Below are 15,569 nucleotides of genomic sequence, written 5' to 3'. Positions count from 1 at the left end.
CCGGGTCCTGCAGCAGCGGGTTCATGTCGCGGCCTTCCACCGCGCCCGGCAGCAGGCGTTCAAAGGGGTTGGACGTGAACAGGGTGAAGGCCAGGAAACCCAGCGCCACCATGCCCATCACCGCCAGCACGCGTGCCACCACCGGCGCCGGCAGGCGGCGCGAGAAACGCGCGACCAGGGCCGTCCAGAACACCAGGAACAGCAGCCACAGCAGCAGCGAACCTTCGTGTACTGGTAAGCGCGCGGCAGCAGCGAGTTCGAGTTCTGGGCGACGTAGGCCACCGAGAAGTCGTGCACCAGGAAGGCCCAGGTCAGCAGGCCGTAGGACACGGCCACGGCCGCCAGCAGGGTGTAGGCCAGCGGACGCGCGGTGGCCATCCAGGCCGCGTGGCCGCGGTGGGCGCCCAGCAGCGGCACCACCGACAGCGCCAGCGACAGCATCAGGGCCAGCGCCAGGCTGACCAGTCCGATTTCGGGCAACACTCAGTAGCCTCCCGGCGCGGCGTCGTCGGCCTTCTTGTCGTCCACCTTGTGCTTTTCGTGCGCCTTGCCCATGGCTTCGGCGACTTCGCGCGGCATGTACTGTTCGTCGTGCTTGGCCAGCACCTGGGTGGCGTGGAACTCGTCGCCGACCCGGCGGCCGGTGGCGATGACGGCCTGGTTTTCGCGGAACAGGTCGGGAAGGATGCCTTCGAAGCGCGCGGTCATCACCGCGTCGCCGTCGGTGACGCCGAAGCTGACCTTCAGGGTGCCGTCCTCGCGCTTGAGGCTGTCCTTGGCGACCATGCCGCCCAGCCGGAACACGGCCTGGTCGGCGGCTTCGCCGGCATACACCTGGCTGGGCGTGTACAGGTAGGTGATGTTCTCGCGCAGGGCCAGGGTGACCAGGCCGGCGGCGACCGCCGAGGCGGCGACCAGGCCCAGGACCAGCCAGAGGCGGCGCTTGCGGGTGGGATGCATCATGGGGTCTTGTTTCCTTGGCGGGCCGATTCGCGGCGGGCGGGTCCGGTTGATGCGCCAGCGCGGCACCACGAAATCCCAGGCCAGGTACAGGGCGAAGACGGCGTAGGCGCCGACCACGTATTCGAGGTAGCTCACGGCGTCTTCTCCACGCTGGCGCGGGCCCAGTCCTTGCCGGCCTCGCGCTCGAGGTTGTCGGCGCGCGCACGCTGCAGCAGCGACCCGACGAACCAGAACTTGGTGGCGAACACCATCACCCACAGCGGCCAGGCCATGGACGCATCCATGGTCGATTCGCCGAACAGCTTGATCGTGGCGCCCTGGTGCAGCGAGTTCCACCATTCCACCGAATAGCGGATCACCGGCAGCAGGGCCACGCCGACGATGGCCAGGAAACTGGCGGCGCGCGCGGCCGCACGCCGGTCTTCGATGGCCGAGTACAGGCCGATGACGCCCAGGTACATGAAAAGCAGCACCAGTTCGGACGTAAGGCGCGGGTCCCAGTCCCCCCAGGTGCCCCACATGGGCTTGCCCCAGATCGAGCCGGTGGCCAGCGTCACCGCGGTGAACAGCGCGCCGACCGGGGCGCAGGCCATGGCCAGGATCTCGGCCAGCTTGATGCGCCAGATCAGCGCGATCGCAGCGTAGACCGCCATCAGCCCGTAAACGAACAGGCTCATCCAGGCCGCCGGCACGTGGATGTAGAGGATGCGGAAGCTGTCGCCCTGCTGGTAATCGGCCGGCACCACCAGCAGCGCGCCGTAAATGCCGATGGCCATGCCGACCAGGCCCAGGCCGAATCCCCACGGCGTCCAGCGCGCGGCGAAGCGGTCGAAGGTCGGGGGCGAACCGAGTTGGTGGAACCAGAGCAGGACGGGATTCACGGCGGCGTTTTCAGGTCAGGGCGATACGGATCGCCGCGGCGGCGACGAGCGGGGCGAGCACGATGGCAAGGACCAGGCCGGCGGCCATCAGCAGCAAGGCGCCGGCCCAGGGCAGGCCCTGCGCGGCGGCCATCACGCTGCCTGCCCCGAACACCAGCACGGGCAGGAAAAGAGGCAGCGCCAGCAGGGCCAGAAGCATACCAGAGCGCCTTATCCCGACCGTCAAGGCCGCCACCACCGCGCCCAGCAGGCTCAGCAGCGGCGTGCCCAGCAACAGCGAGACCAGCAGCACCGGCAGGAGTTCCCCGGGCAGGTACAGCAGCTCGGCCAGCACCGGCGTCAGCATCACCAGGGGCAGGGCGGTGGTGACCCAGTGCACGGCCACGCGCACGGCGATCAGCCAGGCCAGCGGCACCGGTGCCAGCAACATCTGTTCGAGGCTGCCGTCCTCGAGGTCGCCGCGGTAGAGCGAATCGAGCGCCAGCAGGCCGGCCAGCAGCACCGCCACCCACAGCACGCCCGGCGCGATACGCGCCAGCTGCTGCGGATCGGCGCCCAGCGCCAGCGGGAACAGCGCCACCACCATCACCGCGAACAACACCGGCTGCGCCGCATCGCCGCGCCGGCGCCAGACCAGGCGCAGGTCACGCCGGGCCTGGGCGCGCGCCACCGCCAGCAGGGACGGCACGGCACTCATGCCGGCCTCCGCGACGGGGCCAGCTCAAGCGTTCGCACCGGCACCGGGGGCGCCGCGTAGGCGCCGTGGGTGGTCAGCAGCACGGCGCCGCCGGTGCCCAGGTGGGCCTGGATGAGGCGATTCACCAGCGCGATGCCGTCGAGATCGAGGTTGGCGTACGGCTCGTCGAGCAGCCACAGCGGCGCCGACTGCAGCCGCAGCCGGGCCAGGCCCAGGCGCTTGTTCTGGCCGGCCGAAAGCCGGCGCGCCGGGCTGTCCTCGTAACCGGCCAGGCCAACCTCGGCTAGGGCCTGTTCCAGGTCCAGGCTGCTCGGTGCACCGGCCAGCGCACGCGCGAATTCGAGGTTTTCCAGCGTCGCCAGTTCGGCCTTGTGGCCGGGCAGGTGGCCCAGGTAGGCGCTGCCGCGGGCCAGGTGGTCGCGGTCGACGATCCTGCCGGCAAGTCGGACTTCGCCGGCGTCGGCGGGCAGCAGGCCGGCCAGCACGCGCAGCAGGGTGGTCTTGCCGGCGCCGTTGCCGCCCAGGACCAGCAGGGCCTCGCCGGCCGGCAGCACGAAATCAAGCGGACCGAACACGGGTTCGTCGTTGCGCGCGAAACACAGCCCGCGGGCTTGCAGCAGCGGGACGTCGTCGGCCGGGGAAGGAGTCATCGCGGCGGCATGCTACCGGCTCGCCCGGAACCGCGCCATGACGGGGATCAAGGGCCTGGTTCCGACGTGATGCCTGGATTGCACGCAGCGGGTTCAGGGTGGTGAACAGAGCTGTCGGTGTCTTCTTTTGATATTCACGGCTTCGTGCTGGAGAATCGGGCGTTCGTTAATCAGCAGGACTGCTTCCATGCGCGCCAGCCCCCTCATGCTTGCCATTGCCCTCGGCCTCGGCCTTCCGCAGGTCTCCCAGGACGCGATGGCCCGCCAGTCGCCGGCCGCCGAAGCCAAGGTCCAGGGCCAGTCGATCTGGATCGTCGTCTTCGACGAGGCCCCCGCGGCGAGTTTCCGCGGCTTTGGCCCCGACGACGGCCTGCGCCCGAAGCTGGCCGCCACCAGCCCCTCGGCCACCGGCGCCGACCGCTACGTGTCCTCCAGTCCCGAAGCGCGGGCCTACGTGGACTACCTGCAGGACCTGCGCAGCATCCGCCTGGCCGATTATTCGGCCAAGCTGGGCCGCCAGCTCGAGCCGGTCTTCACCTACGTGCACGCCACCAACGGCGTGGCGCTGTCGCTGACCGCCGCCGAAGCCGACCAGCTGCGTGCGCAGCCGGGCGTGGCCAGCGTCAGCCCCGATTTCAAGCGCGAACTGCAGACCAATGCCGGCCCGCAGTGGATCAATGCCGACGACATCTGGAGCGGCAGCGTCACCGGCACCCCCACGCGCGGCGAGGGCGTGGTGGTCGGCGTCATCGACACGGGCATCAACCGCAGCCACGTCGCGTTCAACGGCGGCGGCCACAACAATCCGCTGGGCAGCTTCAAGGGTTATTGCACCAGCGTGCCCACGGCCTGCAACAACAAGCTGATCGGCCTGTGGGACTTCACCATCGGCAACTCCGGCCTGGGGGATCCCGCCGACACCAACGGCCACGGCACCCACGTGGCCGCCACCGCCGCCGGCAACGCCTTCGGCGCCGGTTATTCGGGCGTGGCGCCGCGCGCCAACATCATCGCCTACAAGGCCTGCGCCGAGGACAACGGCTGCAACTTCAGTGCCCTGATCCGTTCCATCGACCAGGCGGTCGCGGACGGCGTGGACGTCATCAACTATTCCATCGGCGGTGGCCTGGACGATCCCTGGATCGGCGTCGGCAATGCCGGCTACGAAGACGGCGAAGCCTTCCTGGCCGCCCGCGAGGCCGGCGTGGTGGTGTCGGCGGCAGCCGGTAACGACGGCCCGGACCCGGGCACGGTCACCAATCCGGGCAACGTGCCCTGGACCTTCGGCGTGGCCGCGGCCTCGCACAACCGCAACGGCGACAACAACGCCGACCTGCTGGCCATCTTCAGCGGCCGCGGCCCGGTGCTGCCCTTCAGCGTGGTCAAGCCCGACATCACCGGTCCGGGCAGGGACATCATTTCGGCCGGCATCACCGGCACGACCTCGATTTCGCAGAAAAGCGGCACCTCGATGGCCACCCCGCACGTGGCCGGCGCGGCCGCGCTGGTGAAGTCCACCAATCTCGCCCTGACCGCCGACCAGGTGATGTCGGCCCTGCACCTGACGGCGCGTCCCTCGGTGAAGCGTTTTTCCAACGGCGCCCCCGTCGATCCGCACCACCAGGGTTCGGGCATGGTGGACGTGGCCAAGGCCGCGCGGGCCGGCCTGTACCTTGAAGTGCCGGCGGGCAGCTTCCGCGCGGCGCGCTCGAGCGTCTTCACCGGTGGCGCCGAAAACCTGAACCTGCCGACCATGGCCCACGGCGGCTGCTTCAACACCTGCGTGCTCACCCGCACCTTCAAGGCGATGCCCGGCGCCGTTGGCACCACCTACAGCGTGCAGGCCAGCATCGCGGCCGGCGCCACCATCACGCCCAGCGTAGGCAGCTTCGCCGCAAGCGCCGGCGGCACCGCGGTCAACTTCACCATCAGCGCCCAGGACGCCGCCCTGGTGGGCGATTGGGTCTACGGCGAAGTCCGTCTGGTCAATACCAGCGGCAACGGCCGTCCCGACCTGCGCCTGCCGCTGGCCGTTTATTTCTCGCCGCTGTCGGACGAAGCCGGTGCGCCGGCGGAGATCGTCATCAACGCCAACCACGAGCGTGGTTTCCAGGACGTCGATTTCGATTCGATGCTGGCCCTGCCCAACGCGCGCTTCGTGATGACCGACCTGGCCGCCACGGCGGTGCAGGTGCGCAACATCACGGCCGACCCGACCAACGACGACGCCTTCGACGACATCGCGCAGAACTACAGCGAAACCTTCCAGGTGCCGGCTGGCACCGGCCAGCGTTTCCGCGTGCGTATCAGCACCTCGGCGGCGCAGCCCGACATCGACCTGTTCGTCGGCCGCGACAACAACGCCAATGGGCTGCCGGACGAGGCCGAAACCGTCTGCAGTTCAACCACGTCCGGTTCCGATGAATTCTGCGACTTCGAGGTCAACGGCGTCGGCAACCCGCAGTCGTACTGGATGATGGTCCAGAACTGGTCCGGCCCGGGCACCAACGTGCGCATCAGCCGCACGGTCATCCCACTGGCCGCCGGCAGCGGCGAACAGGCGATCGCCACCGGCCCGGGCAATACCGGCCTCAATGAAGCCTTCACGGTACGCGTGGGCTACGACGACCCGGGCATGGGCAATGGCCAGGAACGCCAGGGGGTGCTGGCCATCCAGCGCCAGCCGGGCGACACGATCCTTGAAATTCCGGTGCGCATCCAGCGCAACGGCAGCGCGCCGTCTCCCTTCGCCCTGTCCCACGGCCAGGCCCGCGAGGTGCTGCTTGCCCCGGGCGTGGCGCACGAACGCCTGGTGTTCGACGTGCCGGCCAACGCCACCTCGGTCAGCTTCCAGACCCAGGGCAGCGGTTCGGTTTCGCTGTACGCGGTGCACGTGGCCAGCCCGACCGGCCCGGTCATCCAGCCGGCCCCGGCGCGCAACGCCGCCGGCGTGCTGTCGTCCACCGGTGCCGGCGCCAACCAGACCATCACGGTCACCGGCGCCAACCTCAAGCCGGGCCGCTGGTACGTAACCCCGGTCAACACCGGCGGCAGCGACGCCACGGTGGACGTCAGCGCCACCATCAACGCCAGCACCGGTTCGCTTACGGTGAAGGGCGGGTCGTATTACGCCCCGGGCCGTGGCGGCCACGGCATCTTCATGTATCCGGCCGGCGCCGAGCAGGCGGTGCTCTGGTACACCTACTTCCAGGACGGCACGCCGACCTGGTACTACATGCAGGCCCCGCAGCCGACCGCCAATGGCAGCTGGTCCACGCCGATCTACCGCGCGGCCTGGAACGGCACGGCCAACCACCTGGTGGAAGTGGGCGAGGCGGTGATGACCGCCAGCACCGACAGCCAGTTCAGCTTCGCCTACAACCTCGACGGTTTCACCGGCGTCGAGTCCATGGACGCGTTCCTGGTGGGCTGCCCGTCGATCAACTCGCTGCCTGTGGACGCCAGCGGCAACTGGTTCGACCCGGCGCGCGCCGGCAGCGGCTACAGCGTGCAGCTGAACCCGAACTACGAGTTCTTCGCCGCCTTCATCTACGACGACCTGGGCCTGCCGCGCTTCCTGGCGGCCGAACGTGGCGGCGCCTTCAACGCCGGAGCCAACGCCATCCAGCTCGACCAGTTGCAGGGCTTCGCGCCGCTGGGTGCGCATACGGCCCCGGTGCGCTCGCCGGTGGGCACGCTCAGCCGCCAGTTCACCGCCAATGCCCTGACCGGCATCAGCGTGAACGCCACCTTCGGCAACGGCGTCACGGGTACCTGGAACGTCAACGACGCGGTGGTGCCGCTGGGTGGTTCGCAGGGCTGCCCATAATCCAGGAGCGCGACCACCCATGAAGCGCCCTCTGGGCTGCACCCTGCTGGGTTGGCTGCTTTTTGCAGCCAGCCCGGCGGATGCCTTCCTGTCCGCCAGCCAGAAGAGCCTCGAGCCCGCCGAAGAAATCGTGCGGGAAGTGGCGTCGGACAGCGGCTACTTCGATCTCGATTTCCTGGTCGCCCCCGACCAGGTGGCGACCGTCGCCACCACGGACCTGGCGCCGCCGCGCCTGGTCATTGCCAGCCTCCAGGCCGACGCGCAGGACCCGTTTTCCGCCTCGTCGTCGCGGCTGTTCCGGATGGTGACCACCCAGCAGTACTACGACCGCGTGCTGCACGTTGAACTTGAAGGGGCCGGGGCCGGCGTGGATCTTTACGTGGGCAGCGACGCGAATGGCAACAATGCGCCCGACGCGGCAGAGGTCGTCTGCAAGGTGACCGATGCCGGTCCGGCCGACCACTGTGCATTCAAGGCGTTCAACAACAATCACTGGGTCATGGCGCATCGCCGTACCGGCGCGACGACCGAAGTGAAGCTGCGCTGGTACTACATCTACTACGGTTACGTCGAACGCGACGAGCCCGGCCAGATGCAGGAGAACGCGGCACGCGTATCGGCACCAGGTCGGTCCGACGCCGACGGCCGGTTCCCGGTGCGCTTCGCCTACCCCAACTCCGGCATGGCCCCCGGCGACGTCCGGCTTGCCCGGGTCCGGGTCACCAGCGGCGGGCAGGTCATCGAACGCCTGATCAGGGTGGTTCGCACGGGAACGACGCAGGTCCAGACCAATCCGATGCTCGCCGAGGTGCTCGGCCCGACGACGGTCAGGCTGGCCCCCGGTGAAGCGCACCGTGAGATCGCCGTTGTCTTGCCCGAAGGCTCGCGCGAGGTCTATCTCTACATGGACCAGGTGGGCCAGGGCAGCGTTGGTTTCTGGGTACGGCCGATGGAAGAGCCATGGACGGGCCCCAGGCTGCCTTCGGCCCCGTCACCCAGCGACCCGGGGTCCTATGCCGCGAGCAGGGACCCCACCGCGTCAAACCGCATGAGCATCGCCTTCGTCGGCCCGTTGCCGTCCCTGTGGTACGCGACGCCGGTGAACTACAGCGCCTATCCGATCACCGTGAAGCTCGGCGCCCAGGCCAGCTTCGAGCCCGAGCTTCCGCCGGTGGTCAAGTCGGGTTCCTACTACAACCCCCGTCGCGGTGGCCACGGCGCGTTCCTCTACCGTTCCGGCTCGACCCCGGTGATGCTCTGGTACACCTACGACACGCAGGGTGACCCGACCTGGTACTACGCGCAGGGAAGCCACACCGGGTGGATGACCCCGATGCGGCTCTACCTTGCGGCCTGGCTGGGCGACCGCCAGCGCCTGTATCCGGTGGGGCTGGTGAGCCTCCGCGCGGACAATGCCGGGTCGCTCATCTTCGATTACGAAATCGACGGCGAACGTGGCGTCGAAACCTTGTCGCCGTTCCTGACGGGTTGCCCGCAGGCGGCGGGCCTGCCGCTCGACGCCAGTGGCCACTGGTTCGATCCGGCGTTTGCCGGCACCGGCTACAGCGTGCAGGTGCACCCGAACTACGAGTTCATTTCCGCCTTCATCTATGACCAGCTCGGTCGTCCGCGCTTCCTGGTGGCCGAAAGGGGCGGGGCTTTCGATGCCGGCAACGACACCCTGGTGCTTGAGCAGCTGCAGGGGTTTTCGCCCCTGGGCGAACACGTGACACCCGTCCGCAGTCCGGTCGGATTGCTGCAGCGCCGGTACCAGGACGGTCAACTCGCGGAAGTCAGCATTGCCGCCGAGTTTTCCGGCACCATCCCGGGCGCCTGGAATTCCCTGCACGTCGTGCGGCCATTGAGCGCGACCCAGGGCTGCGATCCTTGAACATGCCGAAGGCCAGGGCCCTGGTCCTCGCCGCGGCGACCCTGGCGACCACTGCCGGCCTGGCCATGCCGGCCAGCGCGCAGGTGGAGTTGCTGGACGAAGTCCGGCAGACCGTGCAAAGCGAGTCGGGCTACGTGGACCTGGAGATCCCCGGTTTCGCACCGGGCGAGCCGGTGATGGCCAGCAGTACGGAACTCAATGCACCGCGGCTGGTGATCCAGACCCTGTCGGCCGGTGAGCCAAACCCCTATGCCGACTCGCCGTCGCGGGTATTCCGGTTCATCGCCATCAATCGTTTCTACCGTACCTTGCAGGTGGAAGCCGAGGCGGCCGGTGCCGACGTGGATGTCTATGTTGGCGTGGACAGCAACGGCAACCGCAGGCCGGACCCGGAAGAAGAATCCTGCCGGGCGTCTGCCTTGGATTCGGTGGCGCGCTGCATTCCCGAAAACATTGACCAGTACATGTGGGTCATGGCCCATCACCGGGGCGGCGACACCGTGCCGGTGCATTTGCGCTGGTTCCTTTATTTCGACGGTTACCTGCGGGACGACAAGCAGCAGGACAGCAGCAATGCACTGGTTTCGGCGCCCGGCCGGGTGGGGGACGACGGCACGGTGCCGCTGCGGCTGTCCTACTCGGGCACGGCCATGGCCGATGGCGACCTCAGGCTGGGCCGGGTGCGGGTATCCACACCCTCGAGGACGGTCGAGATGCCGGTTCGTCTGCAGCGCGAGGGCAGTGGCTTTTCCCCGACCCTGCTGATGGGCGAACGGGAGATCACGCTTGAGCCGGGCCAGGTCCACGACCAGCTGGCGGTGCTGGCTCCCGCGGGATCAAATCTCATCCGTGGCCTGATGGAGCGCGTGAACGCGGAGCCGGTTGCCCTGATGCTGCGGCCCAAGGCATCGCTGCCGGCCGGGCCCTTGCTGCCCGCGGCCCCGATACTCAACGGCGAGGAGTCCTATCGGGCGCTGCCGATCAACGCGCGCTACGACCAGGTCACCCTGCTCGGCGACCTGCCGATGCTGTGGTACGTCACGCCGGTCAACTATGGTCAGCAACGCGCCGTCGTCCGGGTCCTGGCGGGTGCCGGCATCGAAGAGGACAGCGGTGCCCAGCTCCGGACGGTGCGCCAGGGCTCGTATTTCAACCCGGCGCGCAGTGGGCACGGTGTGTTCGTGTACCGCTCGGGCAATGCCATTTCGCTGCTCTGGTACACCTACGAAGAAGACGGCGATCCGACCTGGCTTTACGCCCAGAGTGAAGCCGATCCGCAGGCAGCAACCGGTGACCTGGGCCCGAGTTACCTGCCCCTGTACCGGTCCGCATGGCTGGGTGACAAGCAGCGGCTCTACGAAGTCGGGCACATCGCGCTCTATCCGCTTTCGGATAATTCGCTCGTGATGGCCTACCAGCTCGATGGACGCAGTGGCCTGGAAACGCTGCAGTACTTCCTGACCGGCTGCCCCGGCGTGGACGGCTCGCCGGTGGACGCCAGCGGACATTGGTTCGACCCGGCGCGCGCCGGCAGCGGTTACAGCGTGCAGGTTCATCCGGACTACGAATTCATCGCCAGCTTCATCTACGACCGGCTTGGCCGGCCCCGGTTCCTGGTGGCTGAGCGTGGAGGCGCCTTCGACGCAGGCGACCGACCGCTCGTGCTGGAGCAGCTGCAGGGCTTCGACCCATTCGGCCCGCACAGCCAGCCGGTCCGCACGGCCGTGGGCGTACTCAACCGCAGATACGCCCAAGGGGCGCTGGAGCAGGTTTCCGTGGATGCCGCTTTCGCGGGTGGCGTGGACGGCGACTGGCGGGTCACCGACCAGGTCCGGCCGCTGGGCCAGACCCAGGGTTGCGCGCCCTGATTGGGCATAATCGGGGTTCGCACTTCCCGGACGCCAAGATGACTCCTGAAACCAAGCTGCCCAAGGTCGGTACGACCATCTTCACCGTCATGTCCCAGCTGGCGCTGGAGCACAAGGCGGTGAACCTGGGGCAGGGCTTCCCTGACTTCGCCGTGCCGCAGCGGCTGGTGGATGCGCTGTCGCGGGCGATGGCCGAAGGCCGCAACCAGTACGCGCCGATGCACGGTATCCCGGCCCTGCGCCAGGCGATCGCCGCCAAGACCGCGCGCTGCTACGGCCGCGAGGTCAACGCGGACACCGAGATCACCGTCACCAGCGGCGCCAGCGAGGCGATCTTCGACGCGGTGCTGGCGGTGGTGCGGCCGGGCGAGGAAGTGGTGGTGCTCGACCCGTGTTACGACTGCTACGAACCGGCGATCGACCTGGCCGGCGGCATCGCGGTGCACGTGCCGCTGGACCCGCAGGACTTCACCGTGGACTGGCAGCGGTTGCGCGAGGCGATATCGCCGCGCACGCGCATGCTGATGATCAACAGCCCGCACAACCCTTCGGGCGCGATGCTGACCGAAGGCGACATGCGCGAGCTGGCCAGCCTGCTGCGCGACACCGACATCGTGCTGTTGTCGGACGAGGTGTACGAACACATCGTCTTCGACGGCGCCCGACACGAAAGCGTGCTGCGCCATCCCGAGCTGGCCGAACGTGCCTTCGTCATCTCGAGTTTCGGCAAGACCTACCACTGCACCGGCTGGAAAGTGGGTTACGCGGTGGCGCCGCCGGCGCTGACCGCCGAGTTCCGCAAGGTGCACCAGTACAACACCTTCTGCACTTTCGCCCCGGCGCAGTTCGCCTTCGCCGAGATGATCGAACTCGAGCCCTCGCATTACGAAGAGCTGGGCGCGTTCTACGAAAGCAAACGCGACCGCTTCCGCGAACAGCTGCAGGCAACGAAGCTGCGGCCGCTGCCGGTGCCGGGCGGCTATTTCCAGCTGGTGGATTATTCGGCCGTGAGCGACCTGCCCGACGCCGAGTTCTGCCGCTGGCTGACCGTCGAGAAGGGCGTGGCGGCGATCCCGCTGTCGCCGTTCTACGCCCGGCCGCCCGAAGGCCAGCGCCTGGCGCGCCTGTGTTTCGCCAAGGAAGCGGCCACGCTCGACGCCGCCATCGAACGGCTCAAGGCGCTCTGAATATGGACGACCTTCGTGTCTCGCTGGTCCAGGGCGACACCCTCTGGCACGACCCGGCCGGCAACCGGCGCCTGTATGCCGACATGATGGCGCCGCTGGCGGGACAGACCGACCTGGTGCTGCTGCCGGAAACATTCACCTCGGGTTTCAGCAACGACGCCCTGGCGGACGCCGAGACCATGGACGGCCCGACGGTCGCCTGGCTGCGCGGGCAGGCGCGGGCGCTGGACGCGGTGGTCACCGGCAGCGTGCAGATCCGCGACGGCGAGGGCGTCTACAACCGCATGCTCTGGGCCACGCCCAAGGGCGAACTGCAGTACTACGACAAGCGCCACCTGTTCCGCATGGCCCGCGAACACGAACGTTACGCTGCCGGCCGCCGGCCGATGACGGTGGAGCTCAAGGGCTGGCGGGTGCGCCCGCTGGTCTGTTACGACCTGCGTTTCCCGGTGTTCATCCGCAATCGCTTCGACGCCGAGGCGCCGGGGCGCTTCGACTACGACCTGCTGCTGTTCGTGGCCAACTGGCCGGCGCCGCGCCGGCATGCCTGGCGCACGCTGCTGATGGCGCGGGCGATCGAGAACCTGGCCTGCGTGGCGGCGGTGAACCGCGTCGGCAGCGACGGCAACGGCATCGCCTATGCCGGCGACAGCGCCGTGCACGACTTCCTGGGCATGCCGCAGGTGGAGCTGGGTGACCAGCCGCAGGTGGCGACCGCCGTGCTGTCGGCGGCGCGCCTGGCCGAACACCGCGAACGTTTCCCGGCCCAGCTCGACGCCGACCGCTTCAGCCTGCTCGACTGATTCAGCGGCTGGCGGCAACCATCACGCGCTTGCCGTAGCGCAGCTGTTCGTAGCCGTCGGCCGGCACCGGCAGCACCTGCACGTCGCGGAAGCCGACCTTGCGCAGCACCCACAGCAGGGCCTCGAGGCTGGGCACCAGGCAGATGCCGGTGGTCGAGGTCTCGGGGCCGTGGGTTTCTTCGGTTTCATCGACGATGGCGAAGTTGCCCATCATCGGTTTGACGAAGCTGTGGTGGCCGTAATCGAGCGGCCCCGACAGGTTGGGCGCGATCTGGGTTTCCACCAGGCACAGGCCGCCGTCGGCGGTCAGCGCATGGGCGGTGCGCAGGGCGCCGACCGGGTTTTCCAGGTGGTAGATCAGGCCCAGGCACAGCACCAGGTCGGCGCGGCCGGTGGCGGCGGCGTCGAGTGAATGCACGTCGGCCTGTTCGAACTTCAGGTCGCGGCCACAGCCGGCGGCTGCCAGGCGCGCGTTTTCGACGTGGTCGGCGCGGGCGTCGAAACCGCGCACGTCGCCAAAACCCAGGTCCTGCAGCTGGTGGGCGAACCAGCCTTCATGGCAGGCCAGGTCGATCGCGCGCAGGGTTTCCCGCGGCAGGTCGCCGAAGTGTGAGTGCACGGCCCCGCGCAGCATCGCCAGGCGGGTGGTATGCACCGGCGCCACCTCGGGTGGCGGGTAGGTGGGCACCACCTGGCCGGAAACAAGCCGGAACGGATAGAACCACTCCCGGGCCAGGCAGCGTGCCTCGACGTCGCTCATCGGTCAGTCGTCCGAGGGCAGGCCTTCGGGGCGCTTGGGCTTGAAGCCACGCGGGCCGCCGCCGGGTTTCTGGCCGCCGCCACCGCCGCCGGGGCGACGCGGGCCGCCGGGCTTCTTCGGGCCGCCGTAGGGGCTGGCGCCGGCATTGCCGCCGGGCCTGCCGCCACCGCCCGGCCGGCCAGCGCCGGCGGGTTTGCCCGGGCCAGGCCGGCCGGCGGCAGGACGCGCGCCGTAGGGGCTGGCCGGCTTGCCGCGCTTGGCGCCGGCCGGGCCCTGGCCGGGACCGCCGATGCGGTTGCCGAAGTTGTCGTCGCGGGCACCAGCGCGGCCGGGGCCACGCTTGCCCTTGCCGGGGCCGGCTCCCGCGCCGCCGCCGGGGCGACCGCGGCCGCGGCCACGCGGCTCTTCGCGCACGTGGTCGAAGCGGCGCAGCTCGCGCGACTCTTCGTCGATCGAACCGTTGACGTAGGAGGTCTGCTTGCGGTCCTTGCCGACGCGGATTTCGGTGGGGCGCGACTTGCGCTGGCCGATCACCGGCTGCAGCGTCAGCACCGCCGGCTTGTCCTCGAGCTTGAACTGGGCGCGCAGCTTCTCAACCTGTTCCGGCGGCAGCTCCTCGCTGTGGCCACGCTTGAGCGGCCGCGGCAGCGGGGTCGAACCATAACGAACGCGCTTGAGGCGGCTGACCTGGAAACCCTGCGATTCCCACAGCCGGCGCACTTCGCGGTTGCGGCCTTCGCTGAGCACCACGTTGAACCAGGCGTGCGAATCGGAGCTGCCGATGCGTTCGATCGAGTCGAACTTGGCCAGGCCGTCCTCGAGCTCGACGCCCTTGGCCAGGCGCTGCACCACTTCTTCGGCGACCTCGCCGTGGATGCGGCAGACGTATTCACGCTGGATGTTCGAGGAAGGATGCATCAGGGCATTGGCCAGCTCGCCGTCGGTGGTGAGCAGCAGCAGGCCGGTGGTGTTGATGTCCAGGCGGCCGACGGCGATCCAGCGCGAGCCCTTCAGGCGCGGCAGGGATTCGAACACCGTCGGGCGACCCTCGGGGTCGTCGCGCGTGGTCACTTCGCCTTCGGGCTTGTTGTACAGCAGCACGCGCGCGGGCTCGGTCAGGGCGCTGGCCACGAAGACCTTGCCGTCGAGTTCGACGCGGTCGCCGCTGCAGACCGACTGGCCGGTGCGGGCGACTTCGCCGTTGACCTTCACCAGGCCCTGGGCGATGCGTTCTTCCAGCGCGCGGCGGGAGCCGAGGCCGGCCTGGGCCAGCACCTTGTGCAGGCGCTCTTCGGCCTTGGCGGCGGCGGGCTGGCTGCCTTTCTCCTTGAGGGAAAGGACTTTCTTGGGGGTGTTGCTCATGACGATTGCTCCGGCGCGGCGTCTTCGCCGGCCTCTTCAGAAGGGGTGGGGGTGGCCGCGATGTCCTGGGCCACGGCCGCGGCGGCAACGCCGGCGGGCATGTCGAAGGGCAGCTGCGGCTCGAGTTCGGAAATGTCCTTGAGCTCCGCCAGCGGCGGCAGCTCGTCGAGGCTCTTTAGCCCGAAGTAGTCGAGGAAGGCCTTGGTGGTGCCGAACAGCGCCGGCTTGCCCGGCACGTCGCGGTGGCCGACCACGCGCACCCACTCGCGTTCCTCGAGCAGCTTGACGGTGTTGGTGCTGACCGCCACGCCGCGGATCTGTTCGATCTCGCCGCGGGTGATCGGCTGGCGGTAGGCGATGAGCGCCAGGGTTTCGAGCGTGGCGCGGGTGTACTTGGCCTGGCGTTCGGTCCACAGCCGCGCCACCCAGGGGTGCACGTCGGCCTTGACCTGGAAGCGGAAGCCCGAGGCCACCTCGACCAGTTCGACGCCGCGGTCGGCGCAGGCCTCGCGCAGTTCGTCCAGGGCCTGCTGCAGGCTGCCATTGGGCGCGGGCTCGTCCTCGGGGAACAGGCCGGCCAGCTGGGCCAGGGTCAGCGGTTGCGGTGCCGCCAGCAGGGCGGCCTCGACTATTTGTCGGATCAGGGTCTGGTCCATGGGGCTCGCGTTTGTCGGGTCA

General features: G+C 69.0%; 11 protein-coding genes and 2 pseudogenes. 5 read left to right on the top strand and 8 right to left on the bottom strand.

Annotated elements, in window-relative coordinates:
* The 5 genes and pseudogenes from ccsA to ccmA all read right to left on the bottom strand — a co-directional run.
* Positions 1–483: pseudogene (gene ccsA / locus AACZ35_RS06470) on the bottom strand (cytochrome c biogenesis protein CcsA); the annotation flags it as partial.
* On the bottom strand, positions 484–960 hold the full coding sequence (ccmE, locus tag AACZ35_RS06465) for a cytochrome c maturation protein CcmE (RefSeq protein WP_339827325.1): 477 nt from the start codon (positions 958–960) through the stop codon (positions 484–486).
* A 134-nt stretch (positions 961–1,094) separates the two neighbouring features.
* Positions 1,095–1,844 (bottom strand): heme ABC transporter permease CcmC, encoded by a 750-nt coding sequence (gene ccmC / locus AACZ35_RS06460; RefSeq protein WP_339827323.1) that lies wholly within the window; start codon positions 1,842–1,844, stop codon positions 1,095–1,097.
* Between the two features lie 10 nt (positions 1,845–1,854).
* The gene (gene ccmB / locus AACZ35_RS06455; RefSeq protein ID WP_339827320.1) at positions 1,855–2,541 is read right to left on the bottom strand and encodes a heme exporter protein CcmB; all 687 of its coding nucleotides are present in this window, start codon (positions 2,539–2,541) and stop codon (positions 1,855–1,857) included.
* The gene (gene ccmA, locus AACZ35_RS06450; protein ID WP_339827318.1) at positions 2,538–3,191 is read right to left on the bottom strand and encodes a heme ABC exporter ATP-binding protein CcmA; all 654 of its coding nucleotides are present in this window, start codon (positions 3,189–3,191) and stop codon (positions 2,538–2,540) included. Before ccmA ends, ccmB begins: the two co-directional genes overlap by 4 nt.
* Before the next feature lie 187 nt (positions 3,192–3,378).
* Between ccmA and AACZ35_RS06445 the strand changes: the two genes are divergently transcribed.
* The 5 genes from AACZ35_RS06445 to AACZ35_RS06425 are packed head-to-tail and all read left to right on the top strand — an operon-like array spanning position 3,379 to position 12,769.
* Positions 3,379–7,020 carry a S8 family serine peptidase gene (locus AACZ35_RS06445; RefSeq protein ID WP_339827316.1) on the top strand — a complete coding sequence of 1,214 codons (3,642 nt, stop codon included), beginning with the start codon at positions 3,379–3,381 and terminating at the stop codon, positions 7,018–7,020.
* Between the two features lie 19 nt (positions 7,021–7,039).
* On the top strand, positions 7,040–8,911 hold the full coding sequence (locus AACZ35_RS06440) for a hypothetical protein (protein ID WP_339827314.1): 1,872 nt from the start codon (positions 7,040–7,042) through the stop codon (positions 8,909–8,911).
* Between the two features lie 2 nt (positions 8,912–8,913).
* Positions 8,914–10,779: a hypothetical protein gene (locus AACZ35_RS06435; protein WP_339827311.1), complete on the top strand. Its 1,866-nt coding sequence runs from the start codon at positions 8,914–8,916 to the stop codon at positions 10,777–10,779.
* Positions 10,780–10,817: 38 nt separating this feature from the next.
* Positions 10,818–11,966 (top strand): pyridoxal phosphate-dependent aminotransferase, encoded by a 1,149-nt coding sequence (locus tag AACZ35_RS06430; RefSeq protein ID WP_339827309.1) that lies wholly within the window; start codon positions 10,818–10,820, stop codon positions 11,964–11,966.
* A 2-nt stretch (positions 11,967–11,968) separates the two neighbouring features.
* Positions 11,969–12,769: an amidohydrolase gene (locus tag AACZ35_RS06425; RefSeq protein ID WP_339827307.1), complete on the top strand. Its 801-nt coding sequence runs from the start codon at positions 11,969–11,971 to the stop codon at positions 12,767–12,769.
* A gap of 1 nt (position 12,770) precedes the next feature.
* Here AACZ35_RS06425 and AACZ35_RS06420 read toward each other — a convergent pair whose 3' ends face one another.
* From AACZ35_RS06420 to scpB, 3 genes and pseudogenes are all read right to left on the bottom strand, one after another.
* Entirely contained in the window at positions 12,771–13,529 is a 759-nt protein-coding gene (locus AACZ35_RS06420; protein ID WP_339827305.1) for a methyltransferase domain-containing protein, read from the bottom strand.
* 3 nt (positions 13,530–13,532) lie between these two features.
* The gene (rluB, locus tag AACZ35_RS06415) at positions 13,533–14,891 is read right to left on the bottom strand and encodes a 23S rRNA pseudouridine(2605) synthase RluB (protein WP_339827303.1); all 1,359 of its coding nucleotides are present in this window, start codon (positions 14,889–14,891) and stop codon (positions 13,533–13,535) included.
* Positions 14,892–14,998: 107 nt separating this feature from the next.
* A pseudogene (gene scpB / locus AACZ35_RS06410) lies at positions 14,999–15,547 on the bottom strand (SMC-Scp complex subunit ScpB); the annotation flags it as partial.
* Between the last annotated feature and the right edge of the window lie 22 nt (positions 15,548–15,569).

Source organism: uncultured Arenimonas sp., from assembly GCF_963976025.1.
Taxonomy (GTDB): domain Bacteria; phylum Pseudomonadota; class Gammaproteobacteria; order Xanthomonadales; family Xanthomonadaceae; genus Arenimonas.
This window is presented reverse-complemented; position numbering and strand designations above follow the sequence as displayed.

Excerpts from the sequence above, each read along its gene's own strand:
- ccmB (WP_339827320.1), bottom strand. The coding sequence starts at position 2,541 with ATGAGTGCCGTGCCGTCCCTGCTGGCGGTGGCGCGCGCCCAGGCCCGG.
- rluB (WP_339827303.1), bottom strand. The coding sequence starts at position 14,891 with ATGAGCAACACCCCCAAGAAAGTCCTTTCCCTCAAGGAGAAAGGCAGC.
- ccmE (WP_339827325.1), bottom strand. The coding sequence starts at position 960 with ATGCATCCCACCCGCAAGCGCCGCCTCTGGCTGGTCCTGGGCCTGGTC.
- AACZ35_RS06440 (WP_339827314.1), top strand. The coding sequence starts at position 7,040 with ATGAAGCGCCCTCTGGGCTGCACCCTGCTGGGTTGGCTGCTTTTTGCA.
- AACZ35_RS06445 (WP_339827316.1), top strand. The coding sequence starts at position 3,379 with ATGCGCGCCAGCCCCCTCATGCTTGCCATTGCCCTCGGCCTCGGCCTT.
- AACZ35_RS06425 (WP_339827307.1), top strand. The coding sequence starts at position 11,969 with ATGGACGACCTTCGTGTCTCGCTGGTCCAGGGCGACACCCTCTGGCAC.
- AACZ35_RS06420 (WP_339827305.1), bottom strand. The coding sequence starts at position 13,529 with ATGAGCGACGTCGAGGCACGCTGCCTGGCCCGGGAGTGGTTCTATCCG.
- AACZ35_RS06435 (WP_339827311.1), top strand. The coding sequence starts at position 8,914 with ATGCCGAAGGCCAGGGCCCTGGTCCTCGCCGCGGCGACCCTGGCGACC.
- AACZ35_RS06430 (WP_339827309.1), top strand. The coding sequence starts at position 10,818 with ATGACTCCTGAAACCAAGCTGCCCAAGGTCGGTACGACCATCTTCACC.
- ccmA (WP_339827318.1), bottom strand. The coding sequence starts at position 3,191 with ATGACTCCTTCCCCGGCCGACGACGTCCCGCTGCTGCAAGCCCGCGGG.